The sequence below is a fragment of the Hydrogenophaga sp. genome (assembly GCF_018780075.1).
Taxonomy (GTDB): domain Bacteria; phylum Pseudomonadota; class Gammaproteobacteria; order Burkholderiales; family Burkholderiaceae_C; genus Hydrogenophaga.
On sequence record NZ_JADMKB010000037.1, the window covers coordinates 19218 to 36320 of the forward strand.

Annotated in this window: 16 protein-coding genes; 4 read left to right on the forward strand and 12 right to left on the reverse strand. The window is 68.5% G+C overall.

Annotated elements, in window-relative coordinates; translation table 11 throughout:
- Positions 1 to 85: 85 nt before the first annotated feature.
- Complete coding sequence (locus tag IV088_RS08355; protein WP_291100401.1) at positions 86 to 1075, reverse strand: 2OG-Fe(II) oxygenase family protein; 990 nt, start codon at positions 1073 to 1075, stop codon at positions 86 to 88.
- A 346-nt stretch (positions 1076 to 1421) separates the two neighbouring features.
- Here IV088_RS08355 and IV088_RS08360 point away from each other — a divergent pair, with 346 nt between their 5' ends.
- From IV088_RS08360 to IV088_RS08375, 4 genes are all read left to right on the forward strand, one after another.
- Positions 1422 to 2453 carry an ABC transporter substrate-binding protein gene (locus IV088_RS08360; RefSeq protein ID WP_291100404.1) on the forward strand — a complete coding sequence of 344 codons (1032 nt, stop codon included), beginning with the start codon at positions 1422 to 1424 and terminating at the stop codon, positions 2451 to 2453.
- Positions 2450 to 2947, forward strand: a complete 498-nt coding sequence (locus IV088_RS08365; protein ID WP_291100406.1) for a nucleoside deaminase — start codon at positions 2450 to 2452, stop codon at positions 2945 to 2947. Before IV088_RS08360 ends, IV088_RS08365 begins: the two co-directional genes overlap by 4 nt.
- 40 nt (positions 2948 to 2987) lie before the next feature.
- Positions 2988 to 3818, forward strand: coding sequence for an urease accessory protein UreD (locus tag IV088_RS08370; protein ID WP_291100409.1), 831 nt, complete (start codon positions 2988 to 2990; stop codon positions 3816 to 3818).
- A 155-nt stretch (positions 3819 to 3973) separates the two neighbouring features.
- Positions 3974 to 5665: a response regulator gene (locus IV088_RS08375; protein WP_291100412.1), complete on the forward strand. Its 1692-nt coding sequence runs from the start codon at positions 3974 to 3976 to the stop codon at positions 5663 to 5665.
- A gap of 221 nt (positions 5666 to 5886) precedes the next feature.
- Here the strand turns inward: IV088_RS08375 and urtE are convergent, their stop codons facing one another.
- From urtE to IV088_RS08430, 11 genes are all read right to left on the reverse strand, one after another.
- Positions 5887 to 6579: an urea ABC transporter ATP-binding subunit UrtE gene (urtE, locus tag IV088_RS08380; protein WP_291100847.1), complete on the reverse strand. Its 693-nt coding sequence runs from the start codon at positions 6577 to 6579 to the stop codon at positions 5887 to 5889.
- Positions 6580 to 6604: 25 nt separating this feature from the next.
- Positions 6605 to 7480, reverse strand: coding sequence for an urea ABC transporter ATP-binding protein UrtD (gene urtD / locus IV088_RS08385; RefSeq protein WP_291100415.1), 876 nt, complete (start codon positions 7478 to 7480; stop codon positions 6605 to 6607).
- Complete coding sequence (gene urtC / locus IV088_RS08390) at positions 7477 to 8607, reverse strand: urea ABC transporter permease subunit UrtC (RefSeq protein WP_291100418.1); 1131 nt, start codon at positions 8605 to 8607, stop codon at positions 7477 to 7479. Before urtC ends, urtD begins: the two co-directional genes overlap by 4 nt.
- A 5-nt stretch (positions 8608 to 8612) precedes the next feature.
- Positions 8613 to 10205 carry an urea ABC transporter permease subunit UrtB gene (gene urtB, locus IV088_RS08395; RefSeq protein WP_291100421.1) on the reverse strand — a complete coding sequence of 531 codons (1593 nt, stop codon included), beginning with the start codon at positions 10203 to 10205 and terminating at the stop codon, positions 8613 to 8615.
- Between the two features lie 10 nt (positions 10206 to 10215).
- Positions 10216 to 11481: an urea ABC transporter substrate-binding protein gene (gene urtA, locus IV088_RS08400; protein ID WP_291100424.1), complete on the reverse strand. Its 1266-nt coding sequence runs from the start codon at positions 11479 to 11481 to the stop codon at positions 10216 to 10218.
- A gap of 244 nt (positions 11482 to 11725) precedes the next feature.
- Positions 11726 to 12274, reverse strand: coding sequence for a ferritin-like domain-containing protein (locus IV088_RS08405; protein ID WP_291100427.1), 549 nt, complete (start codon positions 12272 to 12274; stop codon positions 11726 to 11728).
- A 14-nt stretch (positions 12275 to 12288) separates the two neighbouring features.
- On the reverse strand, positions 12289 to 12873 hold the full coding sequence (locus IV088_RS08410) for a BON domain-containing protein (protein ID WP_291100429.1): 585 nt from the start codon (positions 12871 to 12873) through the stop codon (positions 12289 to 12291).
- Positions 12874 to 12900: 27 nt separating this feature from the next.
- Complete coding sequence (locus IV088_RS08415) at positions 12901 to 13650, reverse strand: SDR family oxidoreductase (protein WP_291100430.1); 750 nt, start codon at positions 13648 to 13650, stop codon at positions 12901 to 12903.
- An 82-nt stretch (positions 13651 to 13732) separates the two neighbouring features.
- A complete protein-coding gene (locus tag IV088_RS08420) occupies positions 13733 to 14698 on the reverse strand; it encodes a DMT family transporter (protein WP_291100850.1) in 966 nt (321 codons plus the stop codon).
- Complete coding sequence (locus IV088_RS08425) at positions 14695 to 16167, reverse strand: aldehyde dehydrogenase (NADP(+)) (protein WP_291100433.1); 1473 nt, start codon at positions 16165 to 16167, stop codon at positions 14695 to 14697. The genes IV088_RS08420 and IV088_RS08425 overlap by 4 nt, the downstream gene beginning before the upstream one ends.
- 48 nt (positions 16168 to 16215) lie before the next feature.
- Entirely contained in the window at positions 16216 to 16998 is a 783-nt protein-coding gene (locus tag IV088_RS08430; RefSeq protein ID WP_291100436.1) for a FadR/GntR family transcriptional regulator, read from the reverse strand.
- Between the last annotated feature and the right edge of the window lie 105 nt (positions 16999 to 17103).

A 17103-nucleotide genomic window follows, 5' to 3' on the forward strand; every position in this document is an offset into this window, starting at 1 on the left:
ACCCAGGGCACCGCGGAACGGGCTCTGCCCGGCCGCCAGTGCCGCCACCCAGTGGGGGGTGACGCCGAAGGCGGCGCGGGGGGCGTCAATACCTTTTGTTGAAGTTCGCCCGAATGCGCTCGGCCAGGTAGTCGCCGGCCGTGATCGGCGGGTACTTGCCCGAGGGCGACGTGATCAGCGCGTCGGTGTTGGCCTGGCAGAAGAAGGCCAGGCTGTAGCGCGGTCCCATGGACTCGCCGGGCACCGGGTTCTTCACGCGGTGGAAGTTGCTGGGCAGCTGGTCGTCGCTCCAGCGCATGAGCATGTCGCCGATGTTGCAGGTGATGGTGTCCTCGTTCGGCGGGATCGAGGTCCACTCCTGCGCTTCGTATTCCTTGCCCGGGCACACCTGCAGGCCGCCCTGGCCCTCGCGCTGGTAGAGCATGGTCAGACAGTCGAAGTCGGTGTGCGCGCCGGCGCGCCACAGTTCCAGCGAGTCCTGCGCCTCGGGCGGGATGGCGTAGTAGTGCAGCAGGCGCAGCGTGCTCTGGTAGGTCTCGCTGGCCGGGTCGTGCGCGCGGGTGAAGAACTCGCGGTCGAAGCCCAGCTTGTCGGCAAAACACGAGAGCACCTTCATGCCCACGCTCCAGCTCGCGGCTTCGAACGCCAGCATCGTGGCCTTGAAATCCGCCAGCTCTTCTTCGCTCGGGTAGAGACCGTCCATGCGCGGGCGCGTGATCTGGTAGCTCTCTTTCTGGTCGGGCGTGCCGGTCGAGGGGCGCACCTGCGAACGGCTTTCCCAGCCGGCGTTGCGTGACAGCGGGTACTGGGCCTTCACGCTGTCGGGCAGCGCGAAGAAGCGCTCGCTCATGGCGAAGGCGTGGCGGATCTGGTCGAGCGGCACACCGTGGTGAGCCAGCTGGAAGAAACCGACATCGACCGCGGCGCTCCAGAGCTGGTCGGCGATCTCGGCGCGGCGGGCCTCGAAGTCGGAGAGGTCGATCACGCGGATCTCGCGTGCATGCGTTTCCGAACCCATCGCGCCCATGCGCGATTCCTTTTGCAGTTCGGTGAATTCATAGAGAGCGTTGGTCATTGGAGACTCCTGAAAGTTGAACACTTCAAGAGCAATTTCCGGCCAGCCTGAAGAGGCGGGGTGCCTGCGCGCGCGGTGTGCACAAGGCTGGTGAACGCTTCTACTCTCGCCACAAATCATGCAAATCCTGGGCCAGCCAGCCCAGCGACATCGGTTCACCGGTCGGCCCGGGCCGCACCTTGACGCAGATCAAACGCTGGCACAGCTTGTGCATGCACCGGTCGCTGAAGAGTAGAAGCGTTCAGCGTGGTGCACCCGCCGCACCCGCCCGGAAATTGCTCTTGTGTGTCCCTGGTGGCGGTCCCGCTTGCCAGGGGTTTCAACAAGCCCATTCCGGAGCACCACCATGCAACGCCGCCATTTCCTCGCCTCTTCCGCCGCCGCCGTGTCGGCCCTTGCGGCCCCCGCCGTCTGGAGCCAGTCGGCCCCCAAACTCACCCCGATCAAGTTCACGCTGGACTTCCGCATCACCGGCCAGACCTCGCCGTTTTTCCTCGCGCAACAGCGCGGCTACTACAAGGACGAAGGCCTGGACGTCAGCATCGACGTGGGCGCCGGCTCGGTCGCTTCCATCACCCGCATCGCCAGCGGCGTCTACCAGATGGGCCTGGGAGACATCAGCTCGCTGATCGAGTTCCAGGCCAACACCCCGGGCACACCGATGGTGCAGGCGGTCTACCAGTACTACAACCGCGCACCGTTTGTGATCGTCGGCCGCAAGGACCGCGGCATCACCACCGACTTCCGCAGCCTCGAAGGCAAGAAGATCGCCGCCGCGGCCGTCGAGTCCACGCGCAGGGCCTGGCCCATGGTGGCGCGCAAGCTGCGCGTGAAGAACGACCTGTTCACCTGGTCCACCACCGACTTCGCCTCGCGCGACAACGTGGTGGTGCGCGGTGACGTGGACGGCGCCACCTACTTCCACGACTCCGCGGTCTCGCTGTTCGCGCGCATGAAACAGGAAGAACTCTCGGTGCTGCCCTACACACAGGCCGGCGTGAACCTGTACGGCAACGCCATCCTCGCGAGCAGCGCGCTCACCACGCAGAACCCGGCCGTGGTGGCCGCCTTTCTGCGCGCCACCAACCGCGCCATCCTGGAGAGCATGGCCGACCCGACCGCCGCCATCGCCGCCACCAAGCTGCGCGAACCCATCCTCAACGAAGCCGTGGAACTGGAGCGCTGGCGCATCACGCAGCAGTACATCGCCGCGGCCGACACGCGTGGCCACGGCCTGGGCGACGTCCTCAAGCGCACGCTGGAGCAGCAGGTGGACGACGTGGTCGACGTGTTCGGCCTCAAGTCCCGCCCGGGCACCGAGAGCGTGTTCAACCGCGCGATGCTGCCCGCCGCCAGCACCCGCACAGTGAAGGCATGACACGGCCCGAAAGCCCGCTGGACGAGCGCGACGGCCGCTACCTGCGTCAGGCCATCGCCTGGTCGCGCGTGGCGCGCGAGCGCGGCAACCGGCCCTTCGGCGCGGTGGTCGTGGCCGACGACGGCCGCGTGCTCGCCGAGGCCTGGTGCAACACCAGCGAAACCGGTGACTGCACCGGCCACGCCGAGACCAACGCGGTGCGCCAGCTCGGCGCGTCGGTGGACCGCGAGACGCTCTCGCGCGCCACGCTGTACTCGTCGGCCGAACCCTGCGTGATGTGCGCGGGCGCGATCTTCTGGAGCGCCATCGGCCGCGTGGTGTTCGGCATCGACGCGGTGCGCCTGCGCGTGTTTCGCGGGGAACGCGGCGAGCAGCGCGACGCCGAGCTGTCGTGCCGTGACGTGTTCAACGCCTCGCCCCACGCCATCGAGTGCATCGGCCCGGCGCTGATCGACGAGGCGAGCGGGCCGCACCAGGGCTTCTGGAAGGCCTGAGCCCTCCGGCGTGCGCAAACACGCCCCTTAAACTCGCCCGATGCCCTGGCACGCCCACCTGAATCTCGACTACCGCCTCGACGCCCAGCGCACCGTGCTGCGCCACGACCACAACGGCCCGCTGCGCATCTTCAAGAGCCTCTACCCCGAGGGCGATGCGATCTGCCACAACGTGATCATCCACCCGCCCGGCGGGCTGGTGGGTGGCGACGTGCTGGACGTGAAGGTGCGGGTGGGCAGCGGGGCTCACGGCCTCATCAGCACCCCGGGGGCCACGCGCTTCTATGCCAGCGATGGCCTGCCCACCACGCAGCAGGTGGCGCTGACGCTGGACGCGGGGGCGCGCCTGGAGTGGTTGCCGCTCGAAGCCATCGCCTACCCCGGCTGCCAGGCCCACAACACGCTCACCGCGACGCTCGCCGAAGGCGCCGAACTGCTCGCCTGGGACGTCACCGCGCTGGGCCTGCCCACCGCCGGCCAGCCGTTCAGCGAAGGCCGCTTCAGCCAGCGGCTGGAGCTGCCCGGCCTCTGGCTGGAGCAGGCGCGCATCGACGCCGCCGACATCCGCCTGCTCGACTCCCCGCTGGGCCTGGGCGGCCAGCGCTGCATGGGCACGCTGCTGCTGGCCTGCGGCCACCCGCTCGGGCGCGCGCGGCAGGAACAGCTGCTGGAGACGGTGCGCACGGCCATCGCCGACGGACCGGCGGGGGTGCAGGCCGCCGCCACCTGCCCGAACCCGCAGATGCTGGTGCTGCGCGCCATGGCGCCACTGGTGGAGCCGCTGATGTCCGGCCTGCAGCAGGCCTGGGCGGCCCTGCGCACGGCCGCCTGGGGCCTGCCGGCCACCCCGCCCCGCATCTGGCGGGTGTGAGCGGCGTGGCGCCCCGGCGCCGGAACAAGGCGGCTTTTGCGGCCCTGTTCGGCCGATAGCGCCCGAGGCGGGCGTCCCACAATGGTGGCAGGACACCGAGCGTTCCGCGCTCCCGTTGCACCGCCATCCTCCGAACCGCCCCACCCGACCTGCCCATGGACCCCGTCGCGACCGATCTCTACGACGCCCGCGCGCTCGTCATCGACGGCCATCCGCAATCGCGTTCCATCATCGTGAACCAGTTGCGCGAGGCCGGCGTGGGCTTCATCGTGCAGTGCTCGCGGCTGGTCGACGCGCGCAACAAACTGGAGATGGGCACCTACGACGTGGTGATCTCCGAACAGTATTTCGAACGCGAAAACACCACCGGGCAAGACCTGCTGGACGACCTGCGCCGCAACCAGCTGCTGCCGTTCTTCACGGTGTTCGTGATGGTGACCTCCGAGGCCTCGTACAGCAAGGTGGCCGAGGCGGCCGAATCGGCGCTCGACGCCTACCTGCTCAAGCCCCACACGGCGGCCGGCCTGGTCGAACGCATCCGCCAGGCGCGGGACCGCAAGCAGGTGCTCCGGGAGATCTTCACCGCCATCGAGGCCGAGCAGTTCAACGAAGCCGGCGAGCTGTGCAAACAGCACTTTGAGGCCCGAAAACCCTACTGGCTGTACGCCGCGCGCATCGGCGCCGAGCTGATGCTGCGCAACGGCCACATGGCCGACGCCGAGAAGCTCTACGAAGCGGTGGTCCAGGCCAAGACCCTGCCCTGGGCCAAACTCGGCGTGGCGCGCGCGCAGCTCGAAGGCGGCTACCCCCAGCGCGCGACCACCACGCTGGCGGGCCTGATCGAAACCGAGCCCGGCTACACCGACGCCTACGACATCATGGGCCGGGCGCAGTTCGAGCTGGGCAATTTCAAGAACGCGCTGTCCACCTTCAAGATGGCCACCCAGCTCACGCCCTCGTCGGTCAACCGCCTGCTCAAGCACGGCATGATGGCCTGGTACGCGGGCGAGCGCGACGAAGGCGTGGAGATGCTCGACCGCGCCACCCGCATCGGCCTGGACTCCAAGCTCTACGACGCCCAGGCGCTGGTGCTGCTCGCTTTCGCGAGGCTGGACAGCAACGACCAGCGGGGGTTGCAACGATGCCGGGAGCAGCTCGAACACCTGCGGGAAAAGAACCCCACCAGCGAGCGCAACCAGCGCCTGCAGGACGTGATCGAGGCCCTGCTGGCGATCCAGGAATACCAGACCGCGCGCGCCCTCGACGAGGTGCGCCGCATGGCCAAGACCATCTCACAACCCACGTTCGATTTTGAGTCGGCGAGCAACCTGCTGGCGCTGATGACGCGGCTCGCGGCCCGTTCCATCCAGCTCTACGAAGTGGACGCGGCGGTGGACACCATGGCGGTGCGCTTCTGCACCAGCCGCGCGCTCACCGAGTTGCTGGCCTGCGCGGCCGTGGGTCGCAGCGACTTCATCAACCGTGTGCACGCCGGCCATGCGCAGATCCTCAAGCTCACCGAAGAGGCCATGACCCTGAGCCTCAAGGGCGACCCGCAGGCGGCGGTGCTCCGGCTGCTCGAACACGGCGAACTGACGCTCAACGCCAAGTTGATCGAATCGGCCCACCTGGTGCTGCACCGCCACGAGGAGCGCATTCCCGATCACGCGGCCCTCAGCCTGCAGGCGCAAACGCTGCGCGAGCGCTACCGCACCACCGACATCCACGCCGGGCTGGGCGAACAGAGCCACACCGGTCGCGCGGCGGGCGGCATGTCGCTGCCGGCGGGCTACAAGCCACCGGCGCGGAACGAAGGCTTGCTGGCGCAGGTCAACGCTGTAGGGTAGGAGCACCCCCGCGCCGCCTGCGGCGTCACCCCCTCAAGGGGGCAACAGCTGCGGCCCGGCAAAGCCGGTAGCCAGGCCCACCCCCATCGCGGCTCACTGCGTGTGGCCGCTCCGCCCCTCAAGGGGCAACCCGATGCGGCCCGGCAAAGCCGGTTCCGCCGGGTTCCCGGCTGGGGCACGTGCTCCGGCAAGGCTCGTGTCCATCTTCAGGTTGCCTTTCGTCAGATCGCCACGAGCTGGCGGATGCCTTTGCTCTGCATCTCGCTGCCCGGGCCGCTGGCGATCACTTCGCCGCGCTCCATCACCACGTACCGGTCGGCCAGCTCTTCGGCGAAGTCGTAGTACTGCTCCACCAGCACGATGCCCATGTTGCCGCGGTCGGCCAGCATGCGGATCACCTTGCCGATGTCCTTGATGATGTTGGGCTGGATGCCTTCGGTGGGTTCGTCGAGGATCAACAGCTTGGGGCCGGCGGCCAGCGCCCGCGCGATCGCCAGCTGCTGCTGCTGACCGCCCGAGAGGTCGCCACCGCGGCGGCCGAGCATCTGCTTCAGCACCGGGAACAGCTCGAACAGCTCGGCCGGAATCGGCGTGCTGCCCTTCTTGTAGGCCAGGCCCATCAGCAGGTTTTCCTGCACCGTGAGGCGGCCAAAAATCTCGCGCCCCTGCGGCACGAAGCCCACGCCCATGCGGGCGCGTTCGTAGGGCGTGGCTTTGTCGATGGCCACGCCGTCGAGCGTGATGCTGCCGCTCTTGATGGGCACCAGGCCCATGAGCGACTTGAGCAGCGTGGTCTTGCCCACGCCGTTGCGGCCCAGCACCACGGTCACCTGGCCCAGCTCGGCGGTGAGGTTCACGTTGCGCAGGATGTGGCTGCCGCCGTAGTACTGGTTGACGTCTTTGACTTCGAGCAGGCTCATGGTGTTCTCCGTGTGCGGCTCAACGGCCCAAATAGACTTCGATCACCCGCTCATCGGCCTGCACCTCATCCAGCGTGCCTTCGGCCAACACGGACCCATCGCACAACACCGTGACCTTCTCGGAGATGGTGCGGATGAAGCTCATGTCGTGCTCGACCACCATCAAAGAGTGTTTGCCTTTCAGCGTCAGGAACAGCTGCGCCGTGCGCTCCGTTTCTTCGTCGGTCATGCCCGCCACGGGTTCGTCCAGCAGCAGCAGCTTCGGGTCCTGCATCAGCAGCATGCCGATCTCCAGCCACTGCTTCTGCCCGTGGCTCAGGTTGCCCGCCAGACGCGCCGCGCTGCCGGCGAGGTGGATGGTGGTGAGCACCTCGCCCAGGCGGTCTTTCTCTTCGCCGGTGGGGCGGAAGACCATGCTGTGGCGCACGCGCTTGTCGGTGGCCAGCGCCAGCTCCAGGTTCTGAAACACACTCAGCTGCTCGAACACCGTGGGCTTCTGGAACTTGCGGCCGATGCCCAGCGCGGCGATCTCGGGCTCGCGGTAGCGCAGCAGGTCGATGGTGCTGCCGAAGAACACCTGGCCTTTGTCGGGCCGGGTCTTGCCGGTGATGATGTCCATCATCGTGGTCTTGCCGGCGCCGTTGGGGCCGATGATGCAGCGCAGCTCGCCGGGCGCGATGTCCAGGCTCAGGCCGTTGATGGCCTTGAAGCCGTCGAAGCTCACGTGCACGTCTTCGAGGTAGAGGATGCGGCCGTGCGTGATGTCCACCTCGCCGGGCGTGTGGATGCGGCCATAGGCCGCGGCGCGGCCCCCCGACTCGGTCTGCGCCGACGTGTCGAGCGCGTGAATTTTCTGGTAGCGCTGCGCGCCTTCTTCCATCAGGTCGGGCGTCATGCCTTGGCTCCTTTGCCCATGCGCAGTTTCTTGACCAGCCCCACCACACCCTGCGGCATCCACAAGGTGACGGCGATGAACAGCGCGCCCAGGAAGTACAGCCAGTACTCGGGAAAGCTCACGGTGAGCCAGCTCTTGGCGCCGTTGACGATGAAGGCGCCGATGATGGGGCCGACCAGCGTGGCGCGGCCACCCACCGCGGCCCAGACCGCGATCTCGATGCTGGCGGCGGTGCTCATCTCGCCGGGGTTGATGATGCCGACCTGGGGCACGTACAGCGCGCCGGCGATGCCGCACATCACGGCCGAGATCGTCCAGATGGTGAGCTTGTAGGGCAGCGGGTTGTAGCCGCAGAACATGACGCGGCTTTCGGCGTCGCGCACCGCCTGCAGCACGCGGCCGAACTTGCTGTTGACCAGCCAGCGCGCCCAGAGGAAGAAGCCCAGCAGCACCAGGCCGGTGATGACGAACAGCGTCATGCGCATCTGCTGCGTGGCCAGCGGCATGCCCAGGATGCGCTTGAAATCGGTGAAGCCGTTGTTGCCGCCCATGCCGGTCTCGTTGCGGAAGAACAGCAGCAGCGCGGCGAAGGTGAGCGCCTGCGTGATGATGGAGAAATACACGCCCTTGATGCGCGAGCGGAAGGCGAAGTAGCCGAACACGAAGGCCACCACGCCCGGCACCAGCACGATCAGCGCCAGCGTGGCGATGAAGCTGTCCGACAGCGCCCAGTGCCAGGGCAGTTCCTTCCAGTCCAGGAACACCATGAAGTCGGGCAGCTCGCTCTTGTAGTTGCCGTCGGTGCCGATCTGGCGCATGAGGTACATGCCCATCACGTAGCCGCCGAGCGCGAAGAACAGGCCGTGGCCCAGGCTCAGGATGCCGGTGTAGCCCCAGATCAGGTCCATGGCCAGCGCGCAGATGGCGTAGCACATGATCTTGCCCAGCAGGCCGACCATGTAGTCGGAGAGATGGAACACGCTGCCTTCGGGCACCAGCAGGTTGAGCGCCGGCGCCACGGCGCAGACCATCAGAAGCGCGACCAGCGCACCGCTCCAGCCGGTGCGGGTGAGCAAGGGGCCGGCTTGCGGCAGGGTGACAGAAGGGGAAATGGCTTGTGTCGTCATGGTGTTCATGCCTCTGCGCTGCGGCCCTTCATCGCGAAGATGCCCTGTGGGCGCTTCTGGATGAAGACGATGATGAAGACCAGCACCGCGATCTTGGCCAGCACTGCGCCGGCCCAGCCTTCGAGCAGCTTGTTGAGGATGCCCAGGCCCAGCGCGGCGTAGACCGTGCCGGCGAGCTGGCCCACGCCGCCGAGCACCACCACCATGAACGAGTCCACGATGTAGTTCTGGCCGAGGTCGGGGCCCACGTTGCCGATCTGGCTCAGTGCACAGCCCGCCAGGCCGGCGATGCCGGAGCCGAGCGCGAAGGCGTAGGTGTCGATGCGCGCGGTGTTCACGCCCATGCAGCTGGCAATCGGCCGGTTCTGCGTCACGCCGCGCACGAAGAGGCCGAGGCGCGTGCGGGTGATCAGCAGCGTGACGCCGATCAGCACGGTGGCCGCGAACGCGACGATGATGATGCGGTTCCAGGGCAGCGTGAGGTTGCCCAGCAGCGTGACGCTGCCGCTCATCCAGCTCGGGTTTTCCACGCCCACGTTCTGTGCGCCGAACAGCGTGCGCACGCCCTGCATCAGCACCAGCGAAATGCCCCAGGTGGCGAGCAGCGTCTCCAGCGGCCGGCCGTAGAGAAAGCGGATCACGGTGCGCTCCATGGCCGCGCCCACCAGCGCCGAGGCCATGAAGGCCACGGGCAGGGCCGCGAGCAAATACCAGTCGAAGAGGCCGGGCAGCGCTTCCTTGAAGAAGGCCTGCACCAGCCAGGTGGCGTAGGCGCCGATCATGATCAGCTCGCCGTGGGCCATGTTGATCACACCCATCAGGCCGTAGGTGATGGCGAGGCCGAGCGCGGCAAGCAGCAGGATGGAGCCGAGGCTGATGCCGGTGAAGGCCTGCGAGAGCGCGCTGCTCACGGCCAGGCTGCGGTCGAGCGAGGCCAAGGCGGCGCTGAGCGCGGCCTTCACGGCGGCGCTGGATTCGGCCTCCAGCTGTTTGGCGAGCAGGGGGCGCAGCGCAGGCTGGCCCATCTCGGCGAAGGTCTGTGCGGCGGCGAGGCGCTGCGCCTCGTCTTCGCTGGCGAGCTGCATGGCGGCGCGCGTCAGCTCCAGGCTGTCTCGGGCGGCGGGGTCGAGCTCACCCGCCAGGGCTTTTTCCACCAGCGGCAACTGGCTGGCGTCGGGTTCGTCAAAGGCGCTGCGTTGCAGCAGGGCGGCCGCTTCGCGCTGCGGGCCGGGATCGGGGCGGAACAGGTCGCGCACGGCGAGGGCCGTTTCCAGCGCGCCGCGGATGCGGTTGTTGACGATGGCGTCTTCGGCATCGTCTGCCGGGTTGACGGCCGCGCCGGTCACGGCGTCGGTGCCACTGCCGTCGTCGGCCAGGATGAGCACCTGCTCACCCTGCACCTTCACGGCACCGTTGGCCAGCGCCTGCATCAGCGCCACGGCCTTCTCATCGGGGGCCGCCGCGAGGCGGTTGAGGGTGGCGATGCGGGCATCGCTCTCACCCGCCGCCAGCGCGAGCGCGTCGGCGGGGGTCAGGGCTTGCACACTGGCTGCGCCACACAGGCACAGCAACACCAGGCAGGAACGCAGCCAGCGCATCGTCAGACCCTCACTTCTTCACGGGCATGTTGGCCTTGCCTTTGTTCTCGGCGATGTAGTCGCTCCAGGGATCGGCCACCACCGGCCCCGGCGTCTTCCACACCACGTTGAACTGGCCGTCGGCCTTCACTTCGCCGATGAACACTGGCTTGTGCAGGTGGTGGTTTTCCTTGTCCATCGTGGACGTGAAACCACCCGGGGCCTTGAAGGTCTGGCCGGCCATGGCGGCGATGACCTTGTCGGTGTCGGTGGACTTGGCCTTGGCGACCGCTTGCGCCCACATGTTGATGCCGATGTAGGTGGCTTCCATCGGGTCGTTGGTCAGCGGCTTGTCCTTGTGGCCGGCGATGCCCTTGGCCTTGGCGTAGGCGGCCCACTTCTTGGTGAACTCGGCGTTGGTCGGGCTCTTCACGCTCATGAAGTAGTTCCAGGCGGCCAGGTGGCCCACCAGCGGCTTGGTGTCCACGCCGCGCAGCTCTTCCTCACCCACCGAGAAGGCGACCACAGGCACGTCCTTGGCCGAGAGGCCGGCGTTGCCCAGTTCCTTGTAGAACGGCACGTTGGAGTCGCCGTTGATGGTGGAGACCACGGCCGTCTTCTTGCCGGCGGCCGCGAACTTCTTGATGTTGGCGATGATGGTCTGGTAGTCCGAGTGACCGAAGGGGGTGTACTCCTCCATGATGTCCTCGTCCTTCACGCCCTTGGCCTTCAGGAAGGCGCGCAGGATCTTGTTGGTCGTGCGCGGGTAGACGTAGTCGGTGCCCAGCAGCACCCAGCGCTTGGCCGAGCCGCCGTCCTTGCTCATCAGGTATTCCACCGCGGGAATGGCCTGCTGGTTGGGCGCGGCGCCGGTGTAGAACACGTTCTTGGACAGCTCTTCGCCTTCGTACTGCACCGGGTAGAACAGCAGGTTGTTCTTCTCTTCGAACACCGGCAGCACCGACTTGCGCGAGACCGAGGTCCAGCAGCCGAACACGGCGGCGACCTTGTCCTGGTCGATCAGCTGCTTGGCCTTTTCGGCGAACAGCGGCCAGTTGGACGCCGGGTCCACCACCACGGGCTCGAGCTTCTTGCCGAGCACGCCGCCCTTGGCGTTGATCTCGTCGATGGCCATCAGGGCCACGTCCTTCAGCACGGTTTCCGAAATGGCCATCGTGCCCGACAGGCTGTGCAGCACACCGACCTTGATCGTGTCGGCCGCGTGGGCCGAGAGGCCGAAGGCGCCCAGGGCGGTGGCGACCGTCAGGGCTTTGAGGGTGAATCGACGTTGCATCATGGCGCTTCTCCAGGGGTTCTAAAAAACATCCGTTGGTGGGGTGACTCTGGCCGCCGGACCGCCCTCGCAAGAGGGATTCACAGCGGACACCGGGGATGCTAGGGAGAACCCTGAAGGGCGTATGTACGCCGGGTGGCGTACGCGGGGTGCGAGGTGTCTGGCAACCGGGCACCTGTGGTCGCCCCAAAAAAAAGGGCCATGCGTCGCCGCATGGCCCCAAGGAGGTTTGCGTCATCCCGAAAAATCAGCCCTCGCCCGCCGGCATGCCTTCCAGCAAATCGGCCAGCTCGTCCGCGTGTTCCTCTTCCACCGCCAGGATCTGCTTGAGCAGGTCGCTGGTGGTCGGGTCCTGGTCGCCGAGGTAGCGCACCATGTCGCGGTAGCTGTCGATGGCGATGCGCTCGGCCACGAGGTTCTCGCGGATCATGTCGGGCAGCGTCTTGGCGGGCACGTATTCGGCGTGGCTGCGTTCGCTCAGGCTGTCGGGCGAGAAGTCGGGCTCGCCGCCGAGCTGCACGATGCGCGCGGCCAGCTGGTCGGCGTGGCCCTGCTCTTCGTTGGAGTGCACGAGGAACTCGGCGCCCACGCCCTGGCCGTGGATGCCGCGCGCCATGAAGTGGTGGCGCCGGTAGCGCAGCACGCAGACGATCTCGGTGGCCAGCGCCTCGTTGAGCATCTTCAGCACCTTGCTGCGGTCGGCGGTGTAGCCGGCGGTGACGGCGCCGCGTTCAATGTGTTTGCGCGCCTGGCTGCGCAGGTCTTCGACCGAGGTGAGTTTGTGGGAGGTATTCATGGTGGTCATGGTGTTCACTGCTTGATCATGAGTTCGTTTTTCACGCCCGTCGCGCCCTCGGCGGCGCTGGCGAGCTTGCCGGCCTGTTCGATCTGGTCCTGGCTGTTGACGAAGCCGGTGAGCTGCACCTCGCCCTTGAAGGTGACCACGCTGATGTCGAAGCTCTTGATGGCCGGATCGGCCAGCAGCGCGGTCTTGACGCGGCCGGTCACGGAGGCGTCGTCGATCTTGGTGCCGACGGTGGTCGTGCCGCCCTTCAGGGTCACGCCGTTCTCGACGTCAGTCACGCCGGCCACGGCGCGGGTGAGGGACACGGCCTGGTCGATCTGGGCCTGGCTGTCCACGAAGCCGCTGAGCTGCACGACGCCTTTGCGGGTCTCGACCTGCAGGTCAAAGGACTTCACGAGCTCGTCGGCCAGCAGCAGCGACTTGACGCTGGAGGTGATCACGGTGTCGTCCACCTGGGTGCCCAGGGTGATGGGCGGCGCGGGCGTGGCCACGACCTCGGGTTCGGCGGGTTTGCTGCAGGCGCCGAGCAGGGCCAGGGCGCTCAGGCTGGTCACCAGGACGGCGGTTCGGATGGGGTGGCGAAGGGTCATGAGGGTGCTCCTGAAAAAGGCAGAGGTTCAGCGGGCGAGGTAGCCGCCATCGACCGGGTGGTAAGAGCCGGTCACGAAGGACGCCCGCGTGGAGGCGAGCCACACCACCAGCTCGGCCACCTCTTCGGGCAGGCCGAGGCGGCCGATGGGGTGTGCGGCGATCAGCGCGGCCCGGGCGACGGGGTCGTCTTCGAGCGCGTGGACCATGGGGGTGTGGATGAAGCCGGGGCCGACCGCGTTGACGCGCACGCCCTGGCCGCTGTAGGCGATGGCGGCGGCCTGCGTGAGGCCGAGCACGCCGTGTTTGGCGGCGGTGTAGGCGGGCGCGGTGGCCATGCCCACCGCACCGAGGATGGACGCGGTGTTGACGATGGCGCCGCCGCCGTTGAGCAGCATGGCGGGGATCTGGTGTTTCATGCCGTAGAACACGCCCGAGAGGTTGACCCTGATCACCTCGGCCCAGGCGTCGAGCGGGTAGTCGGCCAGCAGCGCGGTGGCGCCGCCGATGCCGGCGTTGTTGCAGGCCACATCGAGGCGGCCGAAGTGCGCCATGGTCTGGTCCACCAGCGCCTGCGCGTCGTCGGGTTTGCCGGCGTCGGAGGCCGCAAACAGGCCCTCGGCGCCGAGCTCGCGCGCCTGATTCAGGGTCTCGTTGCCCCCGTGGGCGTCCACGTCGGCCAGCACCAGGTGCGCGCCTTCGCGGGCGGCCACGAGGGCGATCGCGCGGCCGATGCCGGAGGCGGCACCGGTGACGATCACCACTTTGTTTTTCAGCATGGGGGTCCATCCATCAATGAGATGGATGGACCTTAGGCGCCAGCGCGCGGTGCGTCTGTGCGCTGGCAGACCGAGCGCTGCGTCAGCCGGCCGGTGCGGGTGTGGCCGCGGCTTCGGTGGTCACGAGCCAGATGCCCCCGCACACCATCGCCAGCGCGATCAGGTTGCGCCACTCGAACACCGCCTCGCCGAGAAACAGGGCCGAGAGCAGCGCGCCGAACACCGGGATCAGGAAGTTGAACACCGTGACCTGCCCCACCCGGTGGTGCTTGAGCAGCGCGGCCCAGAGCGCGAACGCCGCCGCCGACAGCACCGCCATGTAGCCCAGCAGGGCCAGCGACCCGGCGCCCCAGCCGGCGATGGCGCCGCCACCGCCCAGCCCGCCCAGCAGCAGCACCAGGCCGCCGATGGCCAGTTGCCAGGCGGTCATGACCATCGGGTCCAGCCGCTGGGAGACGCGCTTGCCGTAGATGCTCGCGGCCGAGAGCACGAAGGCCGCAATGACGATGAAGCCTTCGCCCAGCAGGGTGAAGCTGGCGTCCAGCCCCTGCGCGCCGCGCAGGTTCACCACCATCACGCCCACGAAGCCGACCGCACAGCCCAGCGCCTTGCGCCGGCTCAGCCGGTCGTTGGCGTAGATGAAGTGCGCCATCAACACGGAAAAGAAGGTGCCGGTGGCGTTGAGGATGGAGCCTTTCACGCCGGTGGTGTGGGCCAGGCCGACGTAGAAGAACACGTACTGCAGCGAGGTCTGCGCCAGCCCGAGCAGGGTCACCTGGCGCCACTGCGCGGGCGCCAGCGCCGTCACCGGTTTGCCCATCAGGCGCGCGATCACCAGCAGCAGGCCGCCCGCGAGCAGGAAGCGCCAGCCCGCGAACACCAGCTGCGCGGCCGTGTCGCCGCGGGCGATGTCCAGCAGCGCGTAGCCGCCCTTGATCGCCGGGTAGGCACTGCCCCAGAGCAGGCAGCAGAGCGTGGCGATCCAGACCACGTGGCGTGGTCGGCTGAAGAATCGGGTGCCGTGGGCGTCGGGGGGGTGGCCGCTCAGCACGGCACGCCGCCGCGCGCGAGCAGCCACGCCGGCGCGTCCTGCAGGCACACCGGCCGCAGGAATCGCTCCAGCGCGGCGTCGCCCACCGAGGTGGTCATGGGCGAGGTGCTCGCGGGCCAGGGGCCGCCGTGTTGCTGCGCCGCCGTGACGGCCACGCCGGTGGGCACGCCGGCGAACAGCACACGCCCGGCGATCTCGGTGGCGCTGCGCACGATGGCGCGGTGCGCGGCCGTGTCCTCGTCGGCGCCCCAGACGGTGACGGTGAGGCTGCCGCCCACGGCGGCCAGCACCTGCGGCACCTCGGCCGCGCTGGCGCAACGCACGATCAGGCTGCTCGGGCCGAACACCTCCTCGCGCAGTTCGGCGTGCTCGATGAAGCGCTGGGCGCTGACCTGCAGCAACTGCGGGCCGGGCGCGGGGCCCACGCCCTCGCCCTGCAGCAGGGGCGACGCGCCCGCGTCCAACAGCGCCTTGACGCCGGTGTCGAAGGCCTTGCGCATGCCGGCGGTCAGCATCGGGTGCGGCTTCTGCAGGGCGAGCGAGGGGGTCAGCTGCCCGATGAAGGCATCGGTCTCGGGGCCATCCACCAGCACCAGCAGGCCGGGGTTGGTGCAGAACTGGCCGCAGCCCAGCGCGATGGACCCGGCCAGCGTCGCCGCCAGCTCGGCGCCCTTGGCGGCAAGCGCGGCGGGCAGCGCGACCAGCGGGTTGATGGAGCCCAGCTCGCCGTAGAACGGGATCGGGCGCGGGCGCGCGTTGGCCTCGGCCTGCAGCGCGGCGCCGCCGCGGGTGGAGCCCGTGAAGGCACCGGCGGCGATCAGCGGGTGGCGGATCAGGCCGACACCGACCTCGATGCCGGCGCCCTGCACGAAACCGATCAGGCCCGCGGGCAGGCCCTGCGCCTGCAGCACGCGCTGGATCATGGCGAACACCGCCTGCGACAGGCCGGGGTGGCCGGGGTGGGCCTTGACCACGACCGGGCAGCCGGCGGCCAGCGCCGAGGCGGTGTCGCCACCGAGCACGGAAAAGGCGAACGGGAAGTTGCTGGCCGCGAACATCGCGACCGGGCCCAGCGGCATGCGCTGGCGCACCATGGCCGGGTGGCCGGCGGGCGGGCCCCCGGCGACGGCCGGATCGTTCAGCACGGCAAAGGGCTCGCCGCGCAAGGCGATGTCGGCGAAGCGGCGCAGCTGGAAGGTGGTGCGGTCGAGTTCACCGTTGAGGCGCACCGGGCCGAGCGCCGTTTCAAGGTCGGCCAGGGGAACCAGCGTCTCGCGCTCGGCTTCCAGTCCGTCGGCCAGGGCGCGCAGCAGGGCCGCACGCTGTTCACCGCTGCTGCGGCCCCAGGCGTCGAAGGCGGCGTGCGCGGCGGTGGCGGCGCGGTCGATGTCCTGCGCGGTGGACGGGGTCAGGGGGGTGCCGTGGGCTTCGCCGGTGCGGGCGTTGATGGATTGCAGGGTGTTCATGTTCCGGTGTCTGTTGGCAGAAAAGAAAAAAGGGAATGGTGGGAAGGATCAGTTGTTCACGGCATCGTCGGCGGGCTGGGCCCGGCGCAGGCGCTCGCGGCTGTTGGAGAGGTGGGTGCGCATGGCCGCGCGCGCGGCCTCGGGGTCGTGGCGCCGGATGGCGTCGAGGATGCTCTCGTGTTCGTGGTGCACGCGCTCCAGGTAGGGCAGCCGCCCCTCGGGCGCGCTGGCGGCGGTCTTGAGCCGGGTGCGCGGAATGATCATGGTGCCCAGGTAGGTCATCAGGTCGGCGAAGTGGCGGTTGCCGGTGGCGCGCGCGACCTCCACGTGGAACTGGAAGTCCGAGGGCACGGCGTCGGAGTCGGCGTGGATCGCGACCTTGAACGCGGCCAGCGCCGCGGCCATCGCCGACAGGCTCTCGGGCGAGCGCCGCAGCGCCGCCAGCGCGGCCGCCTCGCTCTCCAGGCTGATCCGCAGCTCCAGCAGCTCGATCACGTCGGCCGCGGTGGCCACGTCCTCGGGCGCGATGCGGAAGGTGGCCTGCATGGCGCGCGGGGTCATGACGAAGGTGCCGATGCCGTGGCGCGTCTCGACCAGGCCCGAGGCCTGCAGGCGCGAGATCGCCTCGCGCACCACCGTGCGGCTCACGTCGAAGCGCCCCACCAGCTCGGACTCGGTGGGCAGCTTGTGCCCGGGCAGCAGCCGGCCCTCGCGGATGTCGGCCCCCAGCGAGACCACGATTTCGGACACCAGGCCGCGCGCCCGGCGGGGGCGGTCCGGCACAGCGACCGTGACAGCGGTCTCCTCACCTAGGGTTTTCACGGGGTCCATGTTTTTTTCCTTGACAGCCGGCGTGCGGGTTTTCACAATCCGCCCAGTTGTCTGACAACACACAACAGACGTCGGCGGGATGAACGAACTGTAGCAAAGCCCCAG